Source organism: Candidatus Poriferisodalis sp. (assembly GCF_965208485.1).
Classification (GTDB): domain Bacteria; phylum Actinomycetota; class Acidimicrobiia; order Acidimicrobiales; family Poriferisodalaceae; genus Poriferisodalis.
In genome coordinates this window covers 3,629,782-3,651,594 of sequence record NZ_OZ242344.1, presented here as the reverse complement: position 1 = coordinate 3,651,594, position 21,813 = coordinate 3,629,782, and the positions used below count along the sequence as shown (strand labels likewise).

Annotated in this window: 21 protein-coding genes and 1 pseudogene; 8 read left to right on the top strand and 14 right to left on the bottom strand. The window is 66.8% G+C overall.

The window, feature by feature from the left end:
- Window positions 1-305: 305 nt before the first annotated feature.
- The 3 genes from ACOGXQ_RS16995 to ACOGXQ_RS16985 all read left to right on the top strand — a co-directional run bounded on the left by ACOGXQ_RS16995 (window position 306) and on the right by ACOGXQ_RS16985 (window position 1,566).
- Window positions 306-572, top strand: a complete 267-nt coding sequence (locus tag ACOGXQ_RS16995) for a hypothetical protein (RefSeq protein ID WP_419944788.1) — start codon at window positions 306-308, stop codon at window positions 570-572.
- Between the two features lie 197 nt (window positions 573-769).
- Entirely contained in the window at window positions 770-1,132 is a 363-nt protein-coding gene (locus ACOGXQ_RS16990; RefSeq protein WP_419944787.1) for a hypothetical protein, read from the top strand.
- 92 nt (window positions 1,133-1,224) lie between these two features.
- On the top strand, window positions 1,225-1,566 hold the full coding sequence (locus ACOGXQ_RS16985) for an AAA family ATPase (RefSeq protein WP_419944786.1): 342 nt from the start codon (window positions 1,225-1,227) through the stop codon (window positions 1,564-1,566).
- Here ACOGXQ_RS16985 and ACOGXQ_RS16980 read toward each other — a convergent pair.
- The 3 genes and pseudogenes from ACOGXQ_RS16980 to ACOGXQ_RS16970 form a co-directional block, all read right to left on the bottom strand.
- Window positions 1,490-1,651: pseudogene (locus ACOGXQ_RS16980) on the bottom strand (hypothetical protein); the annotation flags it as partial. The gene ACOGXQ_RS16985 and the pseudogene ACOGXQ_RS16980 overlap by 77 nt on opposite strands.
- 360 nt (window positions 1,652-2,011) lie before the next feature.
- The gene (locus tag ACOGXQ_RS16975; RefSeq protein WP_419944785.1) at window positions 2,012-3,499 is read right to left on the bottom strand and encodes a HipA domain-containing protein; all 1,488 of its coding nucleotides are present in this window, start codon (window positions 3,497-3,499) and stop codon (window positions 2,012-2,014) included.
- A complete protein-coding gene (locus ACOGXQ_RS16970; protein WP_419944784.1) occupies window positions 3,492-3,764 on the bottom strand; it encodes a helix-turn-helix domain-containing protein in 273 nt (90 codons plus the stop codon). The genes ACOGXQ_RS16975 and ACOGXQ_RS16970 overlap by 8 nt, the downstream gene beginning before the upstream one ends.
- A gap of 198 nt (window positions 3,765-3,962) precedes the next feature.
- On the opposite strand from ACOGXQ_RS16970, the gene ACOGXQ_RS16965 reads away from it, so the two are divergent.
- Window positions 3,963-5,075: a molybdopterin-dependent oxidoreductase gene (locus ACOGXQ_RS16965; protein ID WP_419944783.1), complete on the top strand. Its 1,113-nt coding sequence runs from the start codon at window positions 3,963-3,965 to the stop codon at window positions 5,073-5,075.
- Window positions 5,076-5,124: 49 nt separating this feature from the next.
- On the opposite strand, the gene ACOGXQ_RS16960 is transcribed toward ACOGXQ_RS16965, so the two are convergent.
- From ACOGXQ_RS16960 to manB, 8 genes are all read right to left on the bottom strand, one after another.
- Complete coding sequence (locus tag ACOGXQ_RS16960; RefSeq protein WP_419944782.1) at window positions 5,125-6,378, bottom strand: ATP-binding protein; 1,254 nt, start codon at window positions 6,376-6,378, stop codon at window positions 5,125-5,127.
- 154 nt (window positions 6,379-6,532) lie between these two features.
- The gene (locus ACOGXQ_RS16955; protein WP_419944781.1) at window positions 6,533-6,772 is read right to left on the bottom strand and encodes a hypothetical protein; all 240 of its coding nucleotides are present in this window, start codon (window positions 6,770-6,772) and stop codon (window positions 6,533-6,535) included.
- A gap of 83 nt (window positions 6,773-6,855) precedes the next feature.
- Window positions 6,856-7,467 carry a ribosome hibernation-promoting factor, HPF/YfiA family gene (gene hpf, locus ACOGXQ_RS16950; protein ID WP_419944780.1) on the bottom strand — a complete coding sequence of 204 codons (612 nt, stop codon included), beginning with the start codon at window positions 7,465-7,467 and terminating at the stop codon, window positions 6,856-6,858.
- A 65-nt stretch (window positions 7,468-7,532) separates the two neighbouring features.
- Window positions 7,533-8,114 carry a ComF family protein gene (locus tag ACOGXQ_RS16945; protein ID WP_419944779.1) on the bottom strand — a complete coding sequence of 194 codons (582 nt, stop codon included), beginning with the start codon at window positions 8,112-8,114 and terminating at the stop codon, window positions 7,533-7,535.
- Window positions 8,115-8,457: 343 nt separating this feature from the next.
- The gene (ahcY, locus tag ACOGXQ_RS16940; protein WP_419947422.1) at window positions 8,458-9,915 is read right to left on the bottom strand and encodes an adenosylhomocysteinase; all 1,458 of its coding nucleotides are present in this window, start codon (window positions 9,913-9,915) and stop codon (window positions 8,458-8,460) included.
- 44 nt (window positions 9,916-9,959) lie between these two features.
- The gene (locus ACOGXQ_RS16935) at window positions 9,960-11,105 is read right to left on the bottom strand and encodes an SIS domain-containing protein (RefSeq protein WP_419944778.1); all 1,146 of its coding nucleotides are present in this window, start codon (window positions 11,103-11,105) and stop codon (window positions 9,960-9,962) included.
- Between the two features lie 46 nt (window positions 11,106-11,151).
- The gene (locus ACOGXQ_RS16930; RefSeq protein ID WP_419947421.1) at window positions 11,152-11,388 is read right to left on the bottom strand and encodes a Trm112 family protein; all 237 of its coding nucleotides are present in this window, start codon (window positions 11,386-11,388) and stop codon (window positions 11,152-11,154) included.
- A gap of 62 nt (window positions 11,389-11,450) precedes the next feature.
- On the bottom strand, window positions 11,451-12,812 hold the full coding sequence (gene manB / locus ACOGXQ_RS16925; RefSeq protein WP_419944777.1) for a phosphomannomutase/phosphoglucomutase: 1,362 nt from the start codon (window positions 12,810-12,812) through the stop codon (window positions 11,451-11,453).
- A gap of 118 nt (window positions 12,813-12,930) precedes the next feature.
- On the opposite strand from manB, the gene ACOGXQ_RS16920 reads away from it, so the two are divergent.
- Entirely contained in the window at window positions 12,931-14,637 is a 1,707-nt protein-coding gene (locus ACOGXQ_RS16920; protein WP_419944776.1) for a hypothetical protein, read from the top strand.
- A gap of 76 nt (window positions 14,638-14,713) precedes the next feature.
- On the opposite strand, the gene ACOGXQ_RS16915 is transcribed toward ACOGXQ_RS16920, so the two are convergent.
- Window positions 14,714-15,679, bottom strand: a complete 966-nt coding sequence (locus ACOGXQ_RS16915) for a GDP-L-fucose synthase family protein (protein ID WP_419944775.1) — start codon at window positions 15,677-15,679, stop codon at window positions 14,714-14,716.
- Window positions 15,680-15,730: 51 nt separating this feature from the next.
- On the opposite strand from ACOGXQ_RS16915, the gene ACOGXQ_RS16910 reads away from it, so the two are divergent.
- The 3 genes from ACOGXQ_RS16910 to ACOGXQ_RS16900 are packed head-to-tail and all read left to right on the top strand — an operon-like array spanning window position 15,731 to window position 19,329.
- The gene (locus ACOGXQ_RS16910; RefSeq protein ID WP_419944774.1) at window positions 15,731-16,834 is read left to right on the top strand and encodes a glycosyltransferase family 4 protein; all 1,104 of its coding nucleotides are present in this window, start codon (window positions 15,731-15,733) and stop codon (window positions 16,832-16,834) included.
- Window positions 16,835-16,877: 43 nt separating this feature from the next.
- Window positions 16,878-18,029: a glycosyltransferase family 4 protein gene (locus ACOGXQ_RS16905; protein ID WP_419944773.1), complete on the top strand. Its 1,152-nt coding sequence runs from the start codon at window positions 16,878-16,880 to the stop codon at window positions 18,027-18,029.
- 25 nt (window positions 18,030-18,054) lie between these two features.
- A complete protein-coding gene (locus ACOGXQ_RS16900; protein WP_419944772.1) occupies window positions 18,055-19,329 on the top strand; it encodes a glycosyltransferase family 4 protein in 1,275 nt (424 codons plus the stop codon).
- Window positions 19,330-19,346: 17 nt separating this feature from the next.
- Here the strand turns inward: ACOGXQ_RS16900 and ACOGXQ_RS16895 are convergent, their stop codons facing one another.
- Window positions 19,347-20,426: a glycosyltransferase gene (locus tag ACOGXQ_RS16895; protein WP_419944771.1), complete on the bottom strand. Its 1,080-nt coding sequence runs from the start codon at window positions 20,424-20,426 to the stop codon at window positions 19,347-19,349.
- A gap of 95 nt (window positions 20,427-20,521) precedes the next feature.
- Complete coding sequence (locus ACOGXQ_RS16890; protein WP_419944770.1) at window positions 20,522-21,604, bottom strand: glycosyltransferase family 4 protein; 1,083 nt, start codon at window positions 21,602-21,604, stop codon at window positions 20,522-20,524.
- Window positions 21,605-21,813 lie beyond the last annotated feature (209 nt).

Here is a 21,813-nt window from a genome sequence, read left to right as displayed (position 1 = left end):
CGTCTGCGTCAGCTTGACCTTCGCAGCCCGCAGGTCCGAGTCCCTTCCAAAAACCGATTGCCGTCGCTGAGCCCGCAGCCGAATCATGATCTGCTCTCGATGCATGGGTACTACCTCCCTTCCAAATTCAATCACAAGGTACACCCTAGCTGCGTTAGTCGCTACCACGCCCTCTAAGAGTACAACGCAGTGCAAAGGCCGTCTCGCCTCGGAGTCCTACGTCCGCTGCGCATGTCCGCGCCGGCCGCCGTCCGAGATCGTCGGAGGCGTTCTCCTGGCCACACCTACATTCAGGAGCGACACCCATGGCAATCGACGAGATCGAACGGACCGAGATGGTGCAGAAGCTCATCGACACGCTCGGCGAGAAGCCGGCCGCCACGCTGATGAAGTGCGTCTACCCCGACGGCACCGACTTCCTCGCAACCAAAGACGACCTCGCAGCGTCCGAAGAACGAATGCGCGGCTACGTCGACGCAGCGCTGGTGCGCCAGACACGGATGCTCATGGTCACCATGGCCGGTTTCATGCTGACCATCTGGGTGCCGCTCACCATCAGCGCTCTGACCTGAGCCGGCTAGCCCGAGCCGCATTCGCCACCCGTGCCGCGGCCGTACGCGAGGCGGTTTGCTACTCAGGTGAACTCGGCGGCGCCAGCGGAACCCGGTTCGCCGCATCGCGGAGCGTGTCGGGACAGAAAATACATGGAAACCATCGACATGGAATTTCTAGGGTTCGCTGTCAGAACCGATCGCATCAGGAGGACAACATGTCTGAACAGCAGCGAATCCGTCTCTATGCTTGGCTGCGTGAGCAGACCGACGAGCCGCTGGCCGAGTATCTGATGGCCTGCCTGGCACCGGCACCCTTGTCGGACCTGGTCACCAAAGACCATCTCTCTGCTGAACTATCACGACACACGGCCGAGTTCATCGCGCACACCGCCACGTTCGCCACCAAGGACGAGATGAACGCCGGCTTTGCCGCGCTGCGCGGCGAGCACGCAGCACAACGCGCCGAGGATCGGCGCGCCGCCCAGCATCGCCACTACTGGCTGGCGGGCACCATGATCTCGGTCGGACTCTCCCTAGGAGTGCCGATCTGGCTCAACACCTTCGGCGTCATCGGTTGAAGCGCCAAGCCCTGAGCACACGTGCCCAGATACCGCGATTTCCTTGAAAACCCGCTATTGCTTGCTTGATTTTCAAGGATAGAGTTGCTGGCGTGAAGTTCGTGCCTCGGCCGGATGATGAGCGGGCGCTGCGTGATGCGGTTGCTCACGCCCCGGTGACGCTGCTGACCGGGCCACGCCAGGCGGGCAAGTCGACTCTGGTCCGTCGGGTCATCGATCCGTCGCCTGCGGCACTGTTCGACCTCGAGGACTACCGCGACCGCGACCGATTGGCCGAGCCGATGCTCGCCCTGCGCGATCGCGGGGAGACCATCGTGATCGACGAGGCACAGCGCATGCCCGAAATGTTCGCGTCGCTGCGGGTGCTGGTGGACGAGCCCGATTGCAGCGTCCGGCGCGCTGCACGACCGACGGCCACGGAGCCGCTTCGGTAAACAGGAGCGCGGCTGAAAGATCGATGCCAGCTTCGAGAACCTGCGTGCTGACGACGATCTTGCCTGCCGGACCTGGTTCGGACAGGGCGGCATCTGTATACACCCAGTGCGTTCCGCTATTGAATCCGCCGAAGGACATTGGCCAATGCCACCGGCGATCGGCGTATCCGCGGTTGAGGGCTCGGGACAAGAGCATGTCGATCGTCCCGACGAACACAGCATCACGGTCAGGATTGAGTCGCCAGTCGGCGTCGCTCCAACCGACTCCGTCTTTCCGCAACCAGTGGAAACTTGCAGCAGCTCAGGAAGCCCCTCCTCGGCGACGCGCCGTTGGTACGCGTAGGGGCTGAACCCCGTCGCTTTGAGGTACAGAGCGCTGATCGGCGAGCCGTCCGCAACTCCGCTGGCACCGCTGCAGCTCACTACGCTTGGGATCCCCTTGCGTTCACCGAGCTCGGATGTTGCGGCTGCCGGGGCTATTGGGGTGGAGCGGGCAGGGGGCATCCCTCAGGCGCCGATTGCAGAGCGCTCCGTGGCGCAGCCGCTGGTTGCATCGAATCGCCCTCGATGGTGGTTGAGCGTCGGCTCGAGGCGATGCCCGCCGGGCGGGCTTGCTGCTGCGAAGTGCCGGCAGTGAGCACAGGTGTGCTTCCCAGATGCGGAATCGGGACATCATGCGAGCGCAGAAGTCGTGTTCGGCTTCGTCAAGTCGGCCGGCCGCATCGAGGCGGGCGATCTCGGCTTGTGCTGCGTCGCCGAAGCCGTCGGCGAAGTGCCGTGCTCGTTCGGTCAGGAAGTCGCGATCGATTCTGAGTTCATCGGCGAGAGTCCGCCAGGCACTCGGTGCGGTTGCGCCGCCGATGGTGTATCCGTCGCCGAAGCGCATGGCGAGCACCATGGCTTCATACTCGGCTGGGTCGTGTGAGGCTCGCACATGGCCGAGGTTGCTCGCTACGTCATAGAGCGGAGCGAGGGTCGCCGTGCTGTCGCTGCGATGAACCAGCGTGTAGTTCTTGGCGTGGGCGTCGCTGCCGACGATCACCAAGTTGAGCACCAACGCTTGCGCGAAACGACGCACTGCGTCGTCGCCTTCAGCAGCATTCGGTGCGCATGTGCGCAGCAGTCGGCTGATCGCTCGGATGCTCGGACCACCGCGGTCCTCCACCTTCTGATCGGGCCGCAATCCGAACGCTTGGCACAGATCCTCAGCGTGCAACCGGCGCCACACACCGCCGGTTCGACGGCGATCGAACCGCTCGACGATCAAAGCGGACTGCTCACCGAAGTGCTCGTAGCTGGTAGTCGCCGCGGCGACGCCCAGCGTGCGCGCTGCTGTCAAACAGATGTGCTCGTTGAGGTCGAGGTGCGACCATTCAGCCCTCGGTGCTGGCTTGAGGATGTGCGTGGTGGGAATGTCGCCGCGCGGTCGGGCCCATTGCCCGTCATCGAGCCGGTGCAGACCCAGCTTCGGTTGCAAACCGCCGATGCTGTGCATCAAGAGCGAGTGGTCCAAGCTCTGCCACGTGTCGGCGGCGTGACGCAACTCAGCAAGCCGTTGCTCGATCCAGTCGATACTGGCGACCTCGGCATCGCCGCCGCGCAACTGAAGACGGTCCACTTCTTCGCTGGGCGCGAACTGCACGGCACCGGCACAGTCCTCGCCGATGGGAGTGGCGAGCAGGTCAAACGGCGAAGTCGAGGCTGCCTTGTTGTCTCGCGCCCAAGTCGAGCGCAGGCGTTCATCATCCGGCAGGAGATTGTCGATCCAATTGAGAACGACCTCGCCCGCATACGGCTTGGCCCTGGGTTTCATCGAGAGGCTGACGCTCAGCCCTTCAGCGCGGCGATACTGCAATTCCAGACGATCCGATCTTGTTCGCCGCAAAGACGCCGTCGGCTCGCCATGCAACAGCACGTCGAGGGAGTCATGCATCGTGATCGAACTCCAAGTGACTCGCCGCAACAGCGTCTGCCGAGATGTTCGACTCGTGGTCGATGCGGTCACGAACGCAGAACTCGACGCCGAGAACGTCCAGCAGTCGCATGAGCGTCTCCATGTTGACGCTGCGCTGAGAGTTCTCGATGGCGCTGATCGTGGATCGCTGAACGCCCGCTGCCGCTGCGAGGTCGATCTGAGCGAGATCACGGGCTTGTCGGACGCGCTGCAAGACGGTGCCGAGCTGAGGCCGATTGGTCACAGCGCCCCACTCTCGTTCTTGTGCTGATTGTTGAGCCACGAGCGTCCGTTCCTGTCTTGAATTGCAGACATCTGCGAATGTCTAAATTATAGGGCATTTATAGATGTTGCGAATAACAGACATGGACACTGCCCTCCGCGAGTCCCGCAGATTGGCACTTGTCTTGAAAATCTCTGACCAGATGGCGGCTTTTCAAGAATGAAGCTGCCGGTCTCGCGGTCGCCGCAGATGCTGCAGCGCTATGGCGGCCGGGATGTCTCGCCAGCCGCACGGTCAGGCGAGAACGGCGTGATTCGATATGGCATGAGTCTTGGCAAGCGGCTCGGCGCGCGACTGACGGCGCGGCAGGTGGATCTGCTGCTGGGCGTCGCGGCCACAGCGGCGGTGGGGACAGGGCTGGCGTCGTGGGCGGTGGGAACCGGCTGGGGGCGCTGGCTGACCGTCACGCATGCGCTCGCGGGCCTGAGCCTGCTGGCGCTGGCCCCGGCCAAGCTGCGCGGCTCGGTGCGCACCGGGCTGAAGCGCCGGCGAGCGACCCGGTGGCTGTCGATGCTGCTCGGGGCGCTGGTCACCGCCACCGTCGTCCTCGGTGTTCTGCACGCGACCGGACTGTGGCACGGGGTGGGCTACTGGTCGGCACTGTGGACCCATGTCCTGCTGGTCGCACTGGTGGCCCCGCTGCTGGTGTGGCACATCGCCAGCCGTCCGGGTCGCCCGAAGCTGGCCGACCTCGACCGACGAGCGTTCGTGGGCGGGGGCCTCGCTTTGGTCGCCGCAGGGGCCGCGTACTGGGTCCAGCAACTGGTGGTGGGCGACAACCGGCGCTTCACCGGCTCACACGAGATCGGCTCGTTCAACCCAGCCGAGATGCCGACCACCATGTGGCTCAACGACCGATCGCCCAGTGTGGCCGCTTCGGACTGGGAGCTCACGGTCGCAGGCGAGCCGGTGAAGCTCGAGACCTTGGGCGCCCAGGCGGCACCGCTGGCGGCCGACCTCGACTGCACCGGCGGATGGTGGAGCCGCCAGTCGTGGGACGCGGTACCGCTGGCCGAGCTGCTGCCGGAATCCGACGCGCCGACGCTGGAAGTCACGTCGCTCACCGGCTACAGCCGCCTGTTCCCCGCTCGCGACGCAGCCAATCTCTACTTGGCCGTCGGCTACGGCGGCGAACCCCTGCGTCGCGGCCACGGCGCCCCGGTGCGGCTGGTCGCGCCGGGACGACGCGGCTTCTGGTGGGTCAAGTGGGTGAGCAGCATCGAGCCCGTCAGCCGCCCGTGGTGGCTGCAGCTCCCCTTCCCGGCGGAATAGCCGTCCGAACCACCCGTGAAGAGCGGGCTTGGCAGCGGCGGATGTCCCCTCAGGCACTCCAGATGCGATCTGCCGGAACCACATAGATCCGGTCGTCCAAGCGATAGCTCATTTCGCCCGCGCAGATCACAAAGCCGGCAAGAAAGCCGTCGCCCAATGTCTCACGCAATGCGCGCAAACCGCTTGCGTCGCGACGCTCGACACGGGACGCCGCCTTGACCTCCAGCGCGACGACGGACCCGTCGATGCGCTCGACGACCAGATCTGCCTCTTGCCGGTCGTGTGTCCGCCAATGCCCCACAGACGCAATGTCGTCTGTCCATGACGCCTGCTTCAGCAGCTCCCCGACAACAAACGTCTCGAAGAGATGACCGAACTCCACGCGCGCTGCCGGGTCGGGTCCAGCCAAGCGTTCAGGCGTCATGCCCAGCAGGCGCGTCGCCAAGCCGCTGTCGAGCACATGGATCTTCGGCGAAGCAACCGCACGAACCCGCAGCGTGCGACCCCATGCAGGCAACCGCCGAATCAGGAACAAGGCCTCGAGCAGTCTCGTATAGGTCTCCGTCGTCGCAGCTTTCAATCCGACGGCACTGCCGGCTTTCGCCATGTTCAAGACCTGTGCCGTCTGCCCGGCGAGACGCCGCAGCAGCGCCCGCAGGAGCTCGCCGTGGCGGACATTCGTCAAGTCTCGGATGTCGCGCTCCAATGACATCCGGACGTAGTCGTCGAACCACCGGCGGCGGCCCTCAGGGCTCCGTCCAACGGCAAGCGGCATGCCTCCGGCACAGAGCCGGTCGATGTAATCGGCGCGAGTCGTGCTCGACTGAACCGGCGACACGAGTGATTCGGGATCGCTCAACGCCGTCTCCAAGAAGCCTTCGGAGTGTGCCGACATCTCGCCCTGTGAGAACGGCAGCACGTCGACGACGTGAATCCGTCCGGTCAGCGCTTGCGCTGCGGCCGGCAGGGCATCGAACCTCGTCGAACCGGTGATGACGAATCGCCCGGGCGCAAGGTCCCGATTCAGTTCGGCCTTGATGGCATCGAGAACCACGGGTGCTTTCTGGAATTCGTCGATGCACACGGGTGCGGTCCCCGAGACGAAGGTCGCGGGATCGGATGACACCGCGTCGCGTACCGCTGGCTGGTCAAGGTCGATCACTGCAACATCATGCCGACGGGCTACCTCAGCGAGCAGAGTCGACTTGCCCACCGAGCGCGGCCCCTGCAGCGCCACCACCGGTTCGTCGTGCAGCCGTTCCAGCACGTTGATGGCTATTCGCCGGTCAATGGGCTGCGGCATGCTTGGACTGTAGTTCGAATCAGAGATTCCGAGGTTTGTTTTCTAGGGATTTAGAGACTTTAGTTTCAAGGATTTAGAGACAAGAAATCTAGGGATTCAGAGAGTCCACACCCTGTGGAGGTACGCGCCCGGCAGAGCCTTCGGCTGCGAGCTCTCAGATACCGACGCGGATTAGCAGGTTGCGGGGGCCTCGGATCTGCGAGCCGCCCCATTCCGCGCCGCGGCCGTCCGCGTCGGTGGCGAGCTCGAAGTTGGGGAAGCGCGCAAGCCACTCTTCGAGCGCAGCCCGCAGTTCCATCCGGGCGAGGTTCGAGCCGAGGCGCTCACGGGCGATGCTGCGCGTGACCTCAACGAGGTCCTCCACTGCCGGAGGCGCGAAGAACGGCAGCAGCATCCGGCGAGCGTCGGCGTGGAACGGCGGATCGGAGGTGATCGGTGGCGCCGAGATGAACGATGCGCCTTCAGGCGTCTGCTCCGTCAGGTGTCGATCTCGATGAGTCCCGCATCGCCGTCCGAGCGCAGGTACACCACGCTCGGCATGCCGCTGTCGGCGTTCACGAACAGGAAGAAGTCGTGGTCGAGCAGCTGCATGCGGGTAACTGCCTCGGCGGGGTCCATCAGCTCCAAGTCGAACGTCTTGCGGCGCACAATGCGCGGGACCCACTCAGGGTCGTCGGGACTCGCCTCGCGCTGAGGTGCTGCGGCGCCGCTCGCCGCATCAGTGACGAGATCGTTCTCGAGACGAGCCAAAGGATGGTGCACATCGTCGCGTTGCGGGTTCGGGCGATGCCGCCGCACCACGCGGGTCTTGAGCTTGCGCAGCTGCTTGCCCAGCTTGCCGACCGCGAGATCGACGGCTTGGTGCTGGTCCACCCCGGCCACCGAGGCACGCACCCGATGGCCATGCCCGAGCAAGGTCACCTCCACCTGCTCACGCTCGGTGATGCGCGGGTTCTTCTCCTCGCGGAACACCACCTCGGCTCGATCCAGCCCACCTACGAATCGGTCCAAGGCCCCGATCTTTCGCTCCACCGCAGCCCGCACATCGTCGGGAACCTGAACTTTTCGACCCGTGATGGTGATCTGCATCGCCTCAGCTTTCTGAGCACGTGCTCAGCTCGGTCGGCACTGCTCGGAATGAAGGGAGTGCCATGTTAGGCATCCGCGGGAACGAGGTTGCGACCCCGTCGTGCACACGCTGCCACATGTACAGCGGCAGCACCGGCACCCTCCAGCGCAGCGGTCGCCGCCGCCAGCGTTGCCCCGGTTGTGAGCACGTCGTCGACGAGCAGCACCCGCCGGCCCCGCGCGCTCGCGCGACCTCCGAAGCAGGGACCAGCCAGCCTCGCTGACCGTCCGGTGCCCGACTGCGCTGCGGAACCGATCCGCCGCAACAGCCTCGCAGGACGCACCCTGAGCGCCTTCGCAGTGGCACGCGCCAGCGTCTCAGCCTGGTCGAAGCCGCGGGCCCGGCGATGAGCGGCCGTCGTGGGCGCCCAGGTGACCGTGTCGATGCGCACCGGCAGAGCCGGTGCCGTGTCGACCACTGGGCCAGCATCGACGACAGCGCGGTGAGTGAGGGCGAGAGAGTCACCCAGCCACCGCGCAATCGCCCGCTCTCCCCGGTACTTGAGGGCATGAATGAACTCGCGTCCGACGCCTGAGTGCGAGAACAGCAGCGCGACCGAGTCCGCACCGGGCACCGACGCCGGCTCGGGCGCCTCCAGTGCCTCCACGCACGCAGCACACGGACACCACCCCAGCAGCCCGCAACCAGGACACCGCACCTCGAACAGCACGGGCCGACGATAGAAGCGGCCCCTCCCATCGCTGAAGCGAATTAGAGGCTGAGCCTGCAGGCGAAACCGTGGCCCGAGCGGCCCGTGAGCCCAATCGCAGGAGAATCGGGAACAAGAGCGGGAAACAACTGGTGCGACAACTGGAAGGTTCACCTTCCAGCGCAGCTCCGTATGGACCTAGCAGGATGCTGAAATATGCAGGTTCGGCCGGGAGCGCAAGTCCCTGACCTGCTGGTTTGTGTTACGCAATCGTCCGAAAATCGACTTTTTCAGCAGCCTCCTAGTAGCGGTAGCGGTCTGCCTTGTAGGGACCGTCGGTGTTCAGGCCGAGATAGTCGGCCTGCGACGGCGTGAGCCGGGTGAGCTTCGCTCCGAGCTTGCCCAGGTGCAGCCGGGCGACCTCCTCGTCGAGCCGCTTGGGCAGCACGTGAACCTCGTTGGTCAGTTCAGCGGCGTGCGCATGCAGCTCGAGCTGGGCGAGCACCTGGTTGGTGAAGCTCATCGACATCACGAAGCTGGGATGCCCGGTGGCACAGCCCAAGTTCACCAGCCGCCCCTCGGCCAGAACTATCACCGAATTGCCGTTCGGGAAGACGAACTCGTCCACCTGGGGCTTGATCTCGCTGCGCTGCACATCGGACATCGCCATCAGACCGGCCATGTCGATCTCGTTGTCGAAGTGCCCGATGTTGGCGACGATCGCCTGGTGCTTCATCGCAGACATGTGCTCCGCCGAGATGATGTCGCGGTTGCCGGTCGCGGTGACGTAGATGTCAGCGATGCCGAGCACATTCTCGAGCCGGTCGACGTCGAATCCCTCCATCGCGGCCTGCAAGGCGTTGATGGGGTCGATCTCGGAGACGATCACCCGGCATCCCTGGCCGCGCAGCGCCTGGGCGCAGCCTTTGCCGACATCGCCATAACCGGCCACGAACGCCACCTTGCCGCCGAGCATCACATCGGTCGCCCGGTTGATGCCGTCGATGAGCGAATGCCGGCAGCCGTAGAGATTGTCGAACTTGGACTTGGTCACCGAGTCGTTCACGCTGTACGCCGGGAACGTCAGCTCCCCGCGGCTGGCCATGTCGTAGAGCCGGTTCACCCCGGTGGTGGTCTCCTCCGAGACGCCGCGGATTCCCGCCGAGATCTGCGTCCACAGGCCCGGCTCTGCCTGCTGCAGCTCGGCGAGCAGCCTGTGCACGGCCACCTCGTCCGGCGAGGCGGCATCGGAACCGTCGGCCGGCAGCTGCGGCACCGCGCCTTGGGCCTCGTAGCGCGACCCGAGGTGGACCATCAAGGTGGCATCCCCGCCGTCGTCCACGATCAGGGTCGGTCCTCCGCCGTCCGGCCAGCGCAGCGCCCGGTAGTTGCAGCGCCAATACTCATCAAGCGTCTCGCCCTTCCAGGCGAAGACAGGCACCCCGGCGGGCACTGCGCTCGTTGGGTCAGCGCTCGTTGGGTCACGGCCGGCCACCACCGCGGCGGCAGCCTCGTCCTGGGTGGAGAAGATGTTGCACGACGCCCATCTCACCTGAGCGCCGAGATCGACGAGCGTCTCGATGAGCACGGCTGTCTGCACCGTCATGTGCAGCGAGCCGGTGATGCGGGCACCCCGCAGCGGCCGGCTGTCCATGTGCTGAGAGCGCAGGGCCATGAGACCGGGCATCTCCGTCTCGGCCAGCTCGATCTGACGCCGCCCGGCTGCTGCCAAGCTGAGATCAGCAACCTCGAAATCGATCACACATGTCTCCGTTCCGCCACTCGGCTCAGCCGCTCCCGACGCTAGGCCGACGTACCGTCGGCGAGGAAGTCTTTGAGACCGGTGAGCAGCGTGACAGGACCTGGATCGCGGCGAGCGGCCGCAGCCATGCGCAGGCTGAGGGCATCGACTTGGTAGATGAGATCGAACAGTTGCGCCATGGGTCCCGCACCGGCAGCGTGCAGCTCGCTGTACGGCACCGCGATGCGGGCGCCGCCGAGCACCCGCCGCGTGTACTCGTAGCGGCGGCGGATCTGCGGGTGCTCGAACTGGTGCCGCAGCGCGATCACCGCCAGCGGCGAGCCGTGCACTAGCCGGCCTGCGAGATCCCAGCCAGCGAGTTCGTTGTGACACAGCTCCGGCATGGCGCTCGCGTACGCGGGGAGCTTGGCGTTCTCGTTGACTTGGGCCTTGGCCCGGCCTGCCGCGACTGCGCCGAGAGCGCCCCCGCCGTAGAAGACCGCCAACAGTTCGCCCGTGCCCACCTCGGCAATGAGGCCATCGAGGCCGTCGCCGAAGGCGTGAGAGGCATCCGCGGCAACGACGTGCTGGCGGGCCTGCAGTTGGGCAACGGCGGCACGAACCCAGCCGGCGACTCCCGACAGCAGGCCGGCGCGCTCAAGGGCCACGAGCGGTGCGACCGAGATGGCGCCAACAGCAGCTCGCGGCATCGGAATGCTGGCATCGACCTCGTAGAGAGGCGCTCCCCACTCACGAGCCAGATCAGCCAAGCGCCCGCCTGAGGTGACAGCAATCATGGACGCACCGGCGTCGTGGGCTGCTGACGCCGCTTCGAGCGTCTCTTCGGTGTTGCCGCTGAAGGAGACCGCGATGGCGAGCGTCGATGGGCCGACGAACGCTGGGCACTCGTAGCCCTTGGCAACAGCCACCGGCGCAGACATCACCGGGGCTGCGAGCGCCGCGACGATGTCGCCGGCAATGCCCGAACCGCCCATGCCCATCACGATCACATTGGAAATCGGCACATCGGAAATCGGCACATCGGAAACCGGCACATCGGAAACCGGCACATCGCTGGCCCACTCAGAGGCATTCATGCCTGCGGCCGCGTCGAGCGCAGCTTCGAGCTGGCTAGGCAGCGCCTCCACCGCTGCAGCCATGCCCAAGGTGTCGTCGCCGAGTGCCGTCACGTCCTGCGGCGACGTCATGAGGGGGATCTCGGTGCTCTGGGCGCCGACGGATGCGATCTGTCCGTCACGGCTCGAAGGTCGGCTTCATCTCGCCGTTCGCGATGCGCTCGTCGAGTGCCGCTGCGGTGGGCGGGTCCAGCTCGGTGGCCTCGTCGATCAGCAGCACCGGGATGCCGCCGTCGATGGAATAGGCGCGTCCCAAGCGCGGGTTGTACAGCAGGTCGGCATCACCCACGTAGTACAGCGGCCCCTTGTCCTGGGGGCAGGCCAAGATCTCTGCCAAGACCGGATCAAGACCCACGTACGCATCCCGTGACTCGCGGGGCGCCACCTTGGGCCACCGGTTGCGGATCCATGCGACGATCATGCCAGCAGCGCGCTGATCTCGCTCACATGCTGGGTCACCGCGTCGGCGTCACGGGCTTCGAGATTCAGGCGGAGCAACGGCTCGGTGTTGGACGGCCGCAGATTGAACCACCAGTCGCCTCCGTCGACGGTCAACCCGTCAAGCCAGTCCTGCGCGAACCCGGCGAAGCGGGCCGCGGTGCGACGGAGCACCTCGTCGACATCGGCGACACGGGTGTTGATCTCGCCCGACGAGGCGTAACGGTCGAGAGGCGCAAGCAGTTCGGACAGCGGCATGCCGGCACTGCTCAGCGTCTCGAGGGCGATCAGTGCAGCGATGAGGCCGGAATCCGCCCGGTAGTTGCCAGCAAAATAGTAGTGGCCGCTGTGCTCCCCGCCGAAGACGGCCCCGGTGCGGGCCATCTCGGCCTTGATATAGCTGTGTCCCACCCTGGTGCGCACCGGCTGGCCGCCGGCTTCGGCGATGGCCTCGGGAACGGCCCGGGAGCAGATCAGGTTGTGGAGGATCGGTCCCGACCCGTGACGTCGCAGCATGGCCTGTGCCACCAGTGCGGTGAACAGCGACCCGCTCGTGGCGCGGCCCTGCTCGTCGACAAGAAAGACCCGGTCGGCGTCGCCGTCGAAGGCGAGTCCGACATCGGCGCCGGTGGCCAGCACTCGTTCGCTCAGATCGACGAGATTCTCGGGCCGGATGGGATCCGCCGGGTGGTTGGGGAACGTGCCGTCGAGCTCGCCGTACAGCAGTTCGACCTCGAACGGCAGCGGCCCGAAGACCGTCGGCACGACATGTCCGCCCATGCCGTTGGCCGTATCGGCCACGACACGCAGCGGCACCATATGCTCGATGTCGACGAACGAGCGGACGTGGTCCGCGAACGTGTCGAGCAGGTCGCGTCGGATACGACGGCCTCGGACGTCGGCCACGACGGCGCCGGATGCGGCGCGCTGTGCGATCTCGGCGAGGCCGCTGTCGGCGCCCACGGGCGCAGCACCCGGCCCGCACAGCTTGATGCCGTTGTACTCGGCCGGGTTGTGGGAGGCCGTCAGCATCGCTCCCGGCATATCCAGATGACCGGACGCGAAATAGAGCATGTCCGTCGACGCGAGCCCGAGATCGATGACATCGGCCCCGGCCATCTGGACGCCATCTGCGAAGGACTCCGACAGCTCGAGGCCGCTCGGGCGCATGTCTCGGCCGAGCACTACCCGCGCAGCGCCCGACCATTCGGCGAAGGCGAAGCCGATCGCCCGCGCTGTGGCCGCCTCCAGTTCGTCAGGACAAATTCCACGTATGTCATATGCCTTGACAATCTTCGCCAGAAGTGTCTCCGGTACCGGTTCGACGCGACCTGCCGTCACAGCGCCAGAGCCTAAGCGTTGCGCCTCCGGGGCTGCCTTAGGCAAGACTCGCGATCGCCCGATCCCGCAAATTTGCGAGCAGGCGAGACCGTCTCGGAGCCATTTCGGCACAGGTCAATTGTCGCTGTACCGCGCAGTGGTGCGCGGGTTTCCCATCGAACCCACTTGCAATTCACCCCCGCGTCTCCCTATGGTAGGAGCCGAGAGTGGGATACGAACCTGCCTGAAGAAAGCGAGAGAGGCGATGAGCAAGAGCAAGTATCAGCCAACAGAACGGGAACGATTGGTTCTTGATGCGGTCGAGAACCCCAGATACGACCGTCAGATTGTCAATGGTCTCGAGCCCTTCATAAGTGGCTCTGCACCTGAAGAATTCAAGAGTTTCTATACCTCTCAAGAGCTCGCAGGCTTACAGGAATTGCGCGGCACTGAGCGCGATGTCGAAGCGCGAATGCCCGTCAAGCTCACCCTCCATTATTTCGAAATGGCAACGGCAAGTTCTGCGCTGCAGAAACTCGTGAAAGCGTCCCCGGACGAAACTGTAGATTTGGAGGGAGATCCGGATCCCGCGAATCAGCTTGATTACAGCCCAATCGAAGGTCTCTTGCATAAGTATGAGATGGGTTTGCTGTACGTCATTTCTACATGCTCAGCACACTGCAGGTTCTGCTACAGAGAAGAACTCATCGGGCGCAAGGAAATCGAGCGCGCCGACGGCACACTCAAGAAGAAGGGCTTGGCGAGTGTTGGGGAAATCAGCGACTACATCAGGACGCACAACGAGGCAGTAGCCCAAAACGGCGGCAGCCATCCAGACACCGGGCGACCGAAGCTGCGTGAGATCCTGCTCTCCGGCGGCGACCCGATGGTGCTGCCCAATTCCAAGCTGGCTGGGTGGTTCACGTCCTTGGCCGAAGCAGGCACGGAGGCAATCCGGGTCGGCACCAAGGAGCTGGCCTTCTACCCCGACCGCTTCGACGATGCATTCTTCGCGATGATCGATCGCTTTCACGAGGTCTATCCGGACGTCGCGATGCGGTTCATGATCCACTTCAACCATCCCGACGAGTTCCTCGTCAAGAATTCTGAGGGTCGCTATATCGCCGACGACAAGGGCTTTCTGCAATGGCGTGAGAGCACGCGCCGGGCCCTCGATGCGCTGGTTGCGCGCGGCTGGATCAGCGTCGAGAACCAGACGCCGATCATCGCCGGCGTCAACGACGACGCTGAATCCCTGCGGATACTGCAGCGCACCCTCAAAAGCGTCGGCGTCGAGAATCACTATTTCTTCTGCGGGCGCAACATCGTGGCGTACAAGGCGTTCAACGTGCCGATCGAGCGGGCGTGGCAGCTGCTCAACGAGTCTCAGCGCGGCCTCTCGGGTGTCGAGTCGCATGCGCGGCTGACAATTGTGCACTACAAGGGCAAGACAGAGGTCTCAGCGGTGACCGACGGTCCCATCGCGGGTCTGCGGGGGGCCGAGAACGGCGTCGTGATCTTCAAAGTGCTGCGCAACCCGGCCCACGCGCCCGATCGGGGCAAGGTGACCATTGTCGGCCGGAATCCCGAAGCCCTCTGGTTCGACGAGTACGAGGACCGGGTGCTGGCAGACGAGGCCGGCCTCTTCAGCCGGCAGAGGCCGAGCGGCGTCGCCATCCCGCGCTCGCGCTCACGCCACCGCGGAGCGCGAGACAGCAGGCCGGTCCCAACGGCGCGACCTGCACCGCTCATGGCTGTAGTCGGGGGCACCGATCGCCGGTCGCACCCCACGAGCCCCGTCGGCGGCATCTCAGCGCCCGACATGCGCGACGCCCAAGAGGCCTGAAGCGCTCACACCCGCTGACGAACTGGGCGGGCGCAGTCGAAGCGCTAGCGATCGGCGCTTCGCGCTCCGTCCCCCTTTATGTGCGCCGTGATTCCGCCTCAACGCGATGGGACCGGTACCAGTCCACGGTCCGGGCCAGACCGGTGCGAAAATCCGTGCGGGCACGGAATCCGAACAACTCGCATGCCCGGGTGGCATCCACGCAGCGGCGCGGCTGGCCGTCGGGGCGGGACGCGTCCCATTGGATGCTCCCCTGGAATCCGCACACGTCGGCGATGATCTCCACCAGCTCGGCGATGGTCACCTCCTGCGCTGCGCCGAGGTTCACCGGCAGGGCGCCGTCGTAGTGCTCGGCCGCGGCCACGATTCCCTCCGCCGCGTCGTCCACATAGAGGAATTCCCGGCTCGCGGTTCCCGATCCCCAAACCTCGATGCGGTCGGCGCCGGTCTCCTGGGCGATCACGCACTTGCGGATCAGCGCGGGAATCACATGGCTCACGTCAGGATGAAACTTGTCGCCAGGCCCATAGAGGTTGGTCGGCATCAAGTACGCGCTGCGCTGTCCGTACTGGGCCCGGTTGGCTTGAAGGTGTACGAGCTGCGCGAGCTTGGCTATGCCGTAAGGAGCGTTCGTCTCCTCGGGGTAGCCGTTCCACAGCGACGCCTCCCGAAAGGGCACGGGCGTGTGCTTGGGATAGGAGCAGATCGTGCCCACGACCACCGTCTTGGGCACGCCTGCGGCGCGGGCCGCCTCGATCACGTTGATGCCCAGCAGCATGTTCTGCAAGTACAGGTCCGCAGGTCGTGCCATGTTGGCGCCGATGCCGCCCACCCGAGCGGCCAGGTGGATCACGGTGTGCGGCTCGGCCCGTGCCAACGCAGCTTGGGCAGCGTCAGCGTCGAGCAGGTCGACCTGCCGGCTGGACGGCGCGATCACATCGCTCACTCCCCGTCGCCGCAGGGCGGCCACGACGGCGCGGCCGAGGAACCCCGTGCCGCCGGTCACGAAGACCCGGCCGGAGGCAAAGTCGGCGTCTGGCATCGCACGCAGAAATTAGCGCGATCCCCGCAACGGCCGTGCGAGACTCCGCCCATGATTCGGGTGGCCGCTGTCGTGGAGCAGTGCTGGCACCGAATACCGGGGGGCACAGCCACGGCAGCCATGTGCACACTCGGCGCCCTGAACAGCCTGGAGGGAATTGAACTGGTGGGCGTCGCGGCCTGCCACCGACGCCCCCCGCCCGGCGACCTCGAGCCCGACTTCGACGTCCGGCAGCTGCCAGTGCCCCGACGCGTGCTCTATGACGCCTGGCATCACCTGAGGATGCCCCCGGTCGAGCTGGTCACGGGCAGGGTCGACATTGTCCACGCCACCGGAGGCGCGGTGCCGCCGGCCGGCAGAGCACGGCTCGTCGCCACCGTCAACGATGTCGCGTTCCTGAGCCACCCCGAATGGTTCACTCGGCGCGGCGCCAGATTCGCTGTCAAGGCATTCGGGCTGATCAAGTCGCGCGCTGCCGCCGTGATAGCGCCGTCGCAGGCCACCGCGACCGGCCTGGCAAAGCACGGGATCGACCCGCAGCGGATTCGAGTGGCGCCGCTCGGAACGGCGAGGACCAGGGCCGGTGCCGATGCTGTCGCCGCGGTGCGGAAGCGATACCGCCTCCCCGAGATCTTCGTCCTGTGGGTAGGAACCATCGAACCGCGGAAAAATTTGACCGGTCTCCTCCAGGCGGCAGGGCGCACCACGAGCCGCGTTCCGATCGTGCTGGCCGGACCGCAGGGCTGGGGAATCCGCGACGGGGAGGTCGACGCCTTGAGCCGAGCCGCCGGCTGCGAGGTGATCCGAGTCGGCTTCGTGCCGAGCGGCTGGCTCGACCCGCTGTACGCGGCGGCCCGAGTGCTGGTGTACCCGAGCCTGATGGAGGGCTTCGGCCTGCCCGTCCTGGAGGCGATGGCGCAGGGCACACCCGTCGTCACCAGCAGCGGAACCGCCACCGAGGAGGTGTGCGCCGACCCGGCTTCGGTCGTCGATCCGCATGATGTCGACGCCATGGCGGCCGCCATCGACTGGGTGGTGACCGACGACGTCGAGCATGCCCGGCGCTCCGCGACAGCATTGTCGCGGGCCTCCGAACTGAGCTGGCACCGCACAGCGAAGCTCGTCCGGTCCGCCTACGAGGCGGCCGTCGCGTGACGGCTCGGATCCGAGCCCCGAGATCAGCGGCGGGGTCGCGCCGGTGGTGAGGATTCTGGCGAACCTCTGCTCGATCGTGCCGGGCCGTGTCGGCGGGAGCGAGGTCTACGCCTCGCGCCTGCTCTCCGCGTTCGCCGCGCACGGTGCCGGCGAGGCGCCGGACATCGAGCTGGAAGTAGCGAGCATGGCCCGCACTCGCGCAGCCCACCCGAGCCTGGGAGATCTGCGCTGGCACGAGTCCCGCTGGAAGGGCGATATCCGGCTCTTGAGGATTGCGTCAGAGTCGACCTGGCTGACCCGACGCTCGGACGGATTCGACGTCGTCCACCATTTCGGGGGACGCCTGCCCGCGGCGCGGCGCGGCGCGGCCGTGCTGACCGTCCACGACATCCAGCCACTCGACATTCCGGCGAACTTCTCGCCGGCCAAGCGGCGCTACCTCAGATGGGCACTGCCCCGCAGCGTGATGGCCGCCGACGTGGTGGCCGTGCCGTCGAGATGGGTCGCCTCGAGGTTGGAGGAGCGGCTCGCGGTGCCCGCTGACCGCATCGCCGTCGTCCCGTCCAGCTATGCGACCGATCCACTGGTGCGGTCGGGAGGCGCAGGCTGCGAGGCACGGCCGCTCGGCCTGCCGCGGGCGCTGACCGGGCGGCGCTTCGTGCTCTACCCGGCCGCCACCTACCCGCACAAGAACCACGGCACGCTGATCGATGCCCACGCCGCTGTCTGGTCTCGCCACAATGAGCCGACCCTGGTCCTCACCGGAGCGGCCGGACGCGATCACGCAGTCGTGACTGAACACGCCGCACGAGCTCCCGGCGTCGTGCATCTGGGATGGGTGGAAGAGGCACGGCTGGCCTCACTGATCAGCTCCGCGGCAGCGGTGGCATTTCCCTCTCGCTACGAGGGTTTCGGCCTTCCCGTGATCGAGGCGATGGCGGCGGGAACTCCCGTGATCGCAGCCGCGGTCACCGCCTTGCCCGAAGTGGTCCGCGACGGCGGCCTGCTGGTCGGCCCCGACGATGTCGACGGATGGATCGATGCGCTGCTCGAAGTGCTGGACGGCTCGGCTGAGGTGGCGAGGCGCGTCGAGCGAGGTCGCGCCCGGGCCGCGGACTTCGCGCCCGAGCGGGCCGCGGCCGGCCTCATCGACGCTTGGAGGCATGCCGCGCAGACGGCAGGAGGCCAGACATGACTGGATCCGGCACGGATACAGCCGGATGAGGCTCCTCGTCGTCTGCCCCCATCTGGAACCCGATACGGCGCCGACGGGCGAGGTGATCAGCCGCGTCATCCTTGAGCTCGCCCGCAGCGGCCATGAGATCGATGTGGTGACGGCCCTCCCGTGGTACCGGGGCCACCGCGTCGCCGCGGGCTGGGGCGGCCGGCCTCTGCGACGCTCCCATCGGGGCGAGACGCTTCCCGCGGCTGTCGCGGGCGGGCCGGGTGCGGGCTCGGTCACTGTCACCCGGGTCCATCCCTTCCCGACCCGACGGCGCAGCCTCGCGGCCCGCGGCGCGGGCTTTGCGGGCTTCACGCTGCTCGCGGCCGCCGCCTCGGTGCTGCGGAGGACCCGTCCCGACGCGGTGCTGGCGATGTCGCCGCCGCTCACGCTGGGACTCGCGGGCTGGGCCGCGGCCAGGCGCTTCGGGGTGCCGCTGGTCTTCAACGTGCAAGACGTATTCCCCGATGCCGCGATCGAGGTCGGCGCAATCAGCAACCGGCGCATCATCACCGCGTCCCGCAGGCTGGAGCGCCTCGTCTACGGCGCCTGCGACGCCGTGACCGTGCTGTCGGAGGAGATGCGGGCCAATGTCGCGGCCAAAGTGGACCCGGCACGGGGTCCCGAACTGCGGATCATTCCCAACTTCTCCGATACGGCAGAGATCCGACCGCAGAACCGCCACACCGCCTACCGGACCGAGCACGGCCTGGGCGAGCGCACCGTGGTGATGTACGCCGGCAACATCGGCTATTCCCAGCCGCTGGAGACACTGGTCGCGGCGGCGAGAGCCTGCCGCGACCGCCGCGACATGGTGTTCGTGGTCAACGGCGAGGGTTCCGCCCGCGAAGCGCTCGAGGAGTCGGCGACCGGACTCCCCAATCTGGTCCTGGTCGACTTCCAGCCGGCAGCGCGGATCTCGGAGGTTCTGGCCTCCGCCGACGTGCACGTGATCCTGCTGCGCGAGGGGCTGGCCCACTCGAGCGTGCCTTCGAAGCTCTACTCGATCATGGCCGCTGGCCGCCCGGTGCTGGCGGCAGTGGATCCCGGCACCGAAGTGGCGAGAGTGCTGGAGAGGACCGGATGCGGCGAGGCCGTCGCGCCGGCTGACGAGACCGCGTTCATTGCCGCGCTGCAGGCCATGATCGACGATCCTCGCCGCCGGGCTCAGATGGGCGCTCGAGGCCGCGCTTTCGCTGAGGCCTGGTTCTCGGCGTCAGATGCAGCCGGCGCCTACGGCGCGCTGCTCGAAGAGCTCACCGCCGACCGCTGATCGCAGCGGCGTCGGGCCTACGAGGATGCGATGACCCCGTACACCCCGAGGAATTGCTCGGCCGCCGCAGCCCATGTGAGCTCGGCGATGCGCGCCAGCACCGGGGGCGGAGCGGGGAGCGGCTCTGCGACTGCCTCCGCGAGTCGCTCAGCGAAGGCCTCGGCGTCGCCCGCTGGCACGAGGCTCACCTCCGGCTCGAGGATCTGGGTGAGTGCACCGACCGCGGTGGCAACCACCGCCGTGCCCGCTGCGGCTGCCTCGAGCGGCGGCATGCCGAAGCCCTCCAGCAGGGACGGGTAGGCGAGCACCGTCGCGCCCGCCAGCAGATCGGCTTTGCGCGCCTCGTCCACCTCCGTCAAGCGCACGAAGCGCTTCGAGATGCCACCGGACTCCACTGCCGCCTCCAAGACTGCCTCATGCCTGCCGCGAGGTCCCGCCACGACCAGCCGGACATCGGCCGGCAGCCTGGCCATCGCAGGGGGCAGACACGTCAGGCCCTTCCGAGGCTCGGTCGCGCCGAGCGTCAGCACAAACCGCTCGCTGCCCACCAGCCTCCGGGCAGCAGCCCCGTCGCCCGGGGGGGCCGCTCGAATGCCGACAGGAACCACGTGCACTCGTTCCCGAGGCATGTCGAGTACCTCCGCCGCCCGGCCTGCCTCTTCCTGCGTGGTGACGTGAAGGTGGGCGCCTCGCCGCACGGCGCGCCGCAGCGCGTCTGCGGTGCCCCGCACCGCGGGACTGCACCATTGCGGGTGAGTGACCGGGGTCAGATCAGGGGCAGTGATCAAGCGGTGCAGGCCCGGCGGCGCCGAGTAGTTGGTGCCGTGAACGATGTCGGCATCGCGGACCAAATGAGACAGCGCAGGCCGGTCGCTGAGGGACCAGCCCAGATGGCACAGCCGTGCCGGCAGCCGGCTGCGGCGGACCACGAGGCCGAGGCGCGATGCGACGGCGATCATCTCCCTGCGGGGCGCGCGCGCCGACACCGCGTAACCGGCAACCGAGACGTCCGAACGGTCGGCGAGTGCTTCGACGAGTCCCTTGGTGAGCTGGTGCATGCCGGTCGGGCTTCCCAGCAGCGGTGTGACGTCGAGCATCACCCGCACGTGTGCCCCTTTCGGGGGGCGGACCTGCGGGCAGAACCCGCCGATGCCGCAAGTGCCGCCGACCCCGAACCCACGGTGCTCACACCTCAGGAATTCAGCCGCGGATGCAGAAGCGTGTAGAGAATCAGCGCCAGCGCGGCGATCCCAGCCGGGACCACGCCGTCGCCGCTCCCGGTGTAGGTGGGGTAGAGCACGAACGCCGAGAGTCCCGCCGTCCAGAGCCACAGCACGACGACGGCACGCCGGTGGCCGTGGCCAAGACGCATCAGCCGGTGATGCAGGTGCCCAAGGTCGGCCGCTGCGAGGCCGCGGCGGCCGACAGTGCGGCGCACGATGGCGAAAGCAGTGTCGAACACCGGCACTCCCAGGATCACCAGCGGGATGAACAGCGGCGCGTAGAAGAAGAAAGCCTGGCCGCTGAACTCTCCGGTTGAGCGGCCGCCCACGCTGATCGTCGCGACTGCCATCAACGCGCCGAGCATCAGCGCACCGCCGTCGCCCATGAACACCCGGGCGGGATGCAGGTTGTAGGGCAAGAAACCCAAGCAGACCCCCAACGCCATCGCGGCCCACAGGGCGCCGGGATTGGCAGCGTCGATGATGCCCACATCCGCGAGGCGCACGGCGTACAGCACGAAGGCAGCCGAAGCGATGGCCACGACGCCGGCCGCCAGCCCGTCGAGCCCGTCGATGAGGTTGACGGCATTTGCCAGCCCGACCACCCATAGCACGGTGATGAGCAGTGACCACCCCGAAGACAGGATCACGCGATCCCAGAACGGCACCCTGAACACCTCGATGGAAATCCCCGCCAAGGGGAGAATCACCCCCGCAGCGGCGGTCCCGGCGACCTTGGCCCGAGGAGACAACCCCCTGGCGTCGTCGGCGAGCCCGACAGCAAAGATGACCGCCAGCGCGGCGACGCCGCCGAGAATCTCCCCACGCGAGGACTGACCGCCGACGAACAGCGCCGCTGCCGCCGCCGCCAGGATCCCGGCGATCATGGCCATGCCACCGCCGACGGGGGTGGGCTTCGCATGAACATGGCGGTCTCCGGGCTCGGAGGCCGCACCCCACCTGAATGCGAGCCTCGCCGTCAACGGGACCAACGTGAGCGTCACGGCTGCGGCAACGGCCGCGACTACGGCCAACGTCGCCAGCGTCGGCATCTCAGTCGCTCATGGCAGCCGGGGACGTTGTCCTCGGGGGCAAAGATCGGGACGACTGCGACGGCATGGGTCCTTCACGCGAGACGCGGCACCACCGGCTCGCAGCTCGCGGGAAAGACTCATCCTGCCCACGCTAGAGCACAGCAGCCGAAGAGGGCACAGCAGCCGGGTCCCTTGCGCGTCGGCCTCAGCAGGTCCCCGCCGCCGGT

Bases quoted from the DNA above. Each gene is read 5' to 3' on its own strand.
- ACOGXQ_RS16965 (WP_419944783.1), top strand. From the start codon at position 3,963: ATGAAGCTGCCGGTCTCGCGGTCGCCGCAGATGCTGCAGCGCTATGGC.
- hpf (WP_419944780.1), bottom strand. From the start codon at position 7,467: ATGCAGATCACCATCACGGGTCGAAAAGTTCAGGTTCCCGACGATGTG.
- ACOGXQ_RS16900 (WP_419944772.1), top strand. From the start codon at position 18,055: ATGAGGCTCCTCGTCGTCTGCCCCCATCTGGAACCCGATACGGCGCCG.
- ACOGXQ_RS16960 (WP_419944782.1), bottom strand. From the start codon at position 6,378: ATGCCGCAGCCCATTGACCGGCGAATAGCCATCAACGTGCTGGAACGG.
- ACOGXQ_RS16910 (WP_419944774.1), top strand. From the start codon at position 15,731: ATGATTCGGGTGGCCGCTGTCGTGGAGCAGTGCTGGCACCGAATACCG.
- ACOGXQ_RS16935 (WP_419944778.1), bottom strand. From the start codon at position 11,105: ATGACGTCGCCGCAGGACGTGACGGCACTCGGCGACGACACCTTGGGC.
- ACOGXQ_RS16990 (WP_419944787.1), top strand. From the start codon at position 770: ATGTCTGAACAGCAGCGAATCCGTCTCTATGCTTGGCTGCGTGAGCAG.
- ACOGXQ_RS16955 (WP_419944781.1), bottom strand. From the start codon at position 6,772: ATGCTGCTGCCGTTCTTCGCGCCTCCGGCAGTGGAGGACCTCGTTGAG.
- ACOGXQ_RS16975 (WP_419944785.1), bottom strand. From the start codon at position 3,499: ATGCATGACTCCCTCGACGTGCTGTTGCATGGCGAGCCGACGGCGTCT.
- ACOGXQ_RS16890 (WP_419944770.1), bottom strand. From the start codon at position 21,604: ATGCCGACGCTGGCGACGTTGGCCGTAGTCGCGGCCGTTGCCGCAGCC.
- ACOGXQ_RS16895 (WP_419944771.1), bottom strand. From the start codon at position 20,426: ATGCTCGACGTCACACCGCTGCTGGGAAGCCCGACCGGCATGCACCAG.
- ACOGXQ_RS16915 (WP_419944775.1), bottom strand. From the start codon at position 15,679: ATGCCAGACGCCGACTTTGCCTCCGGCCGGGTCTTCGTGACCGGCGGC.
- ACOGXQ_RS16995 (WP_419944788.1), top strand. From the start codon at position 306: ATGGCAATCGACGAGATCGAACGGACCGAGATGGTGCAGAAGCTCATC.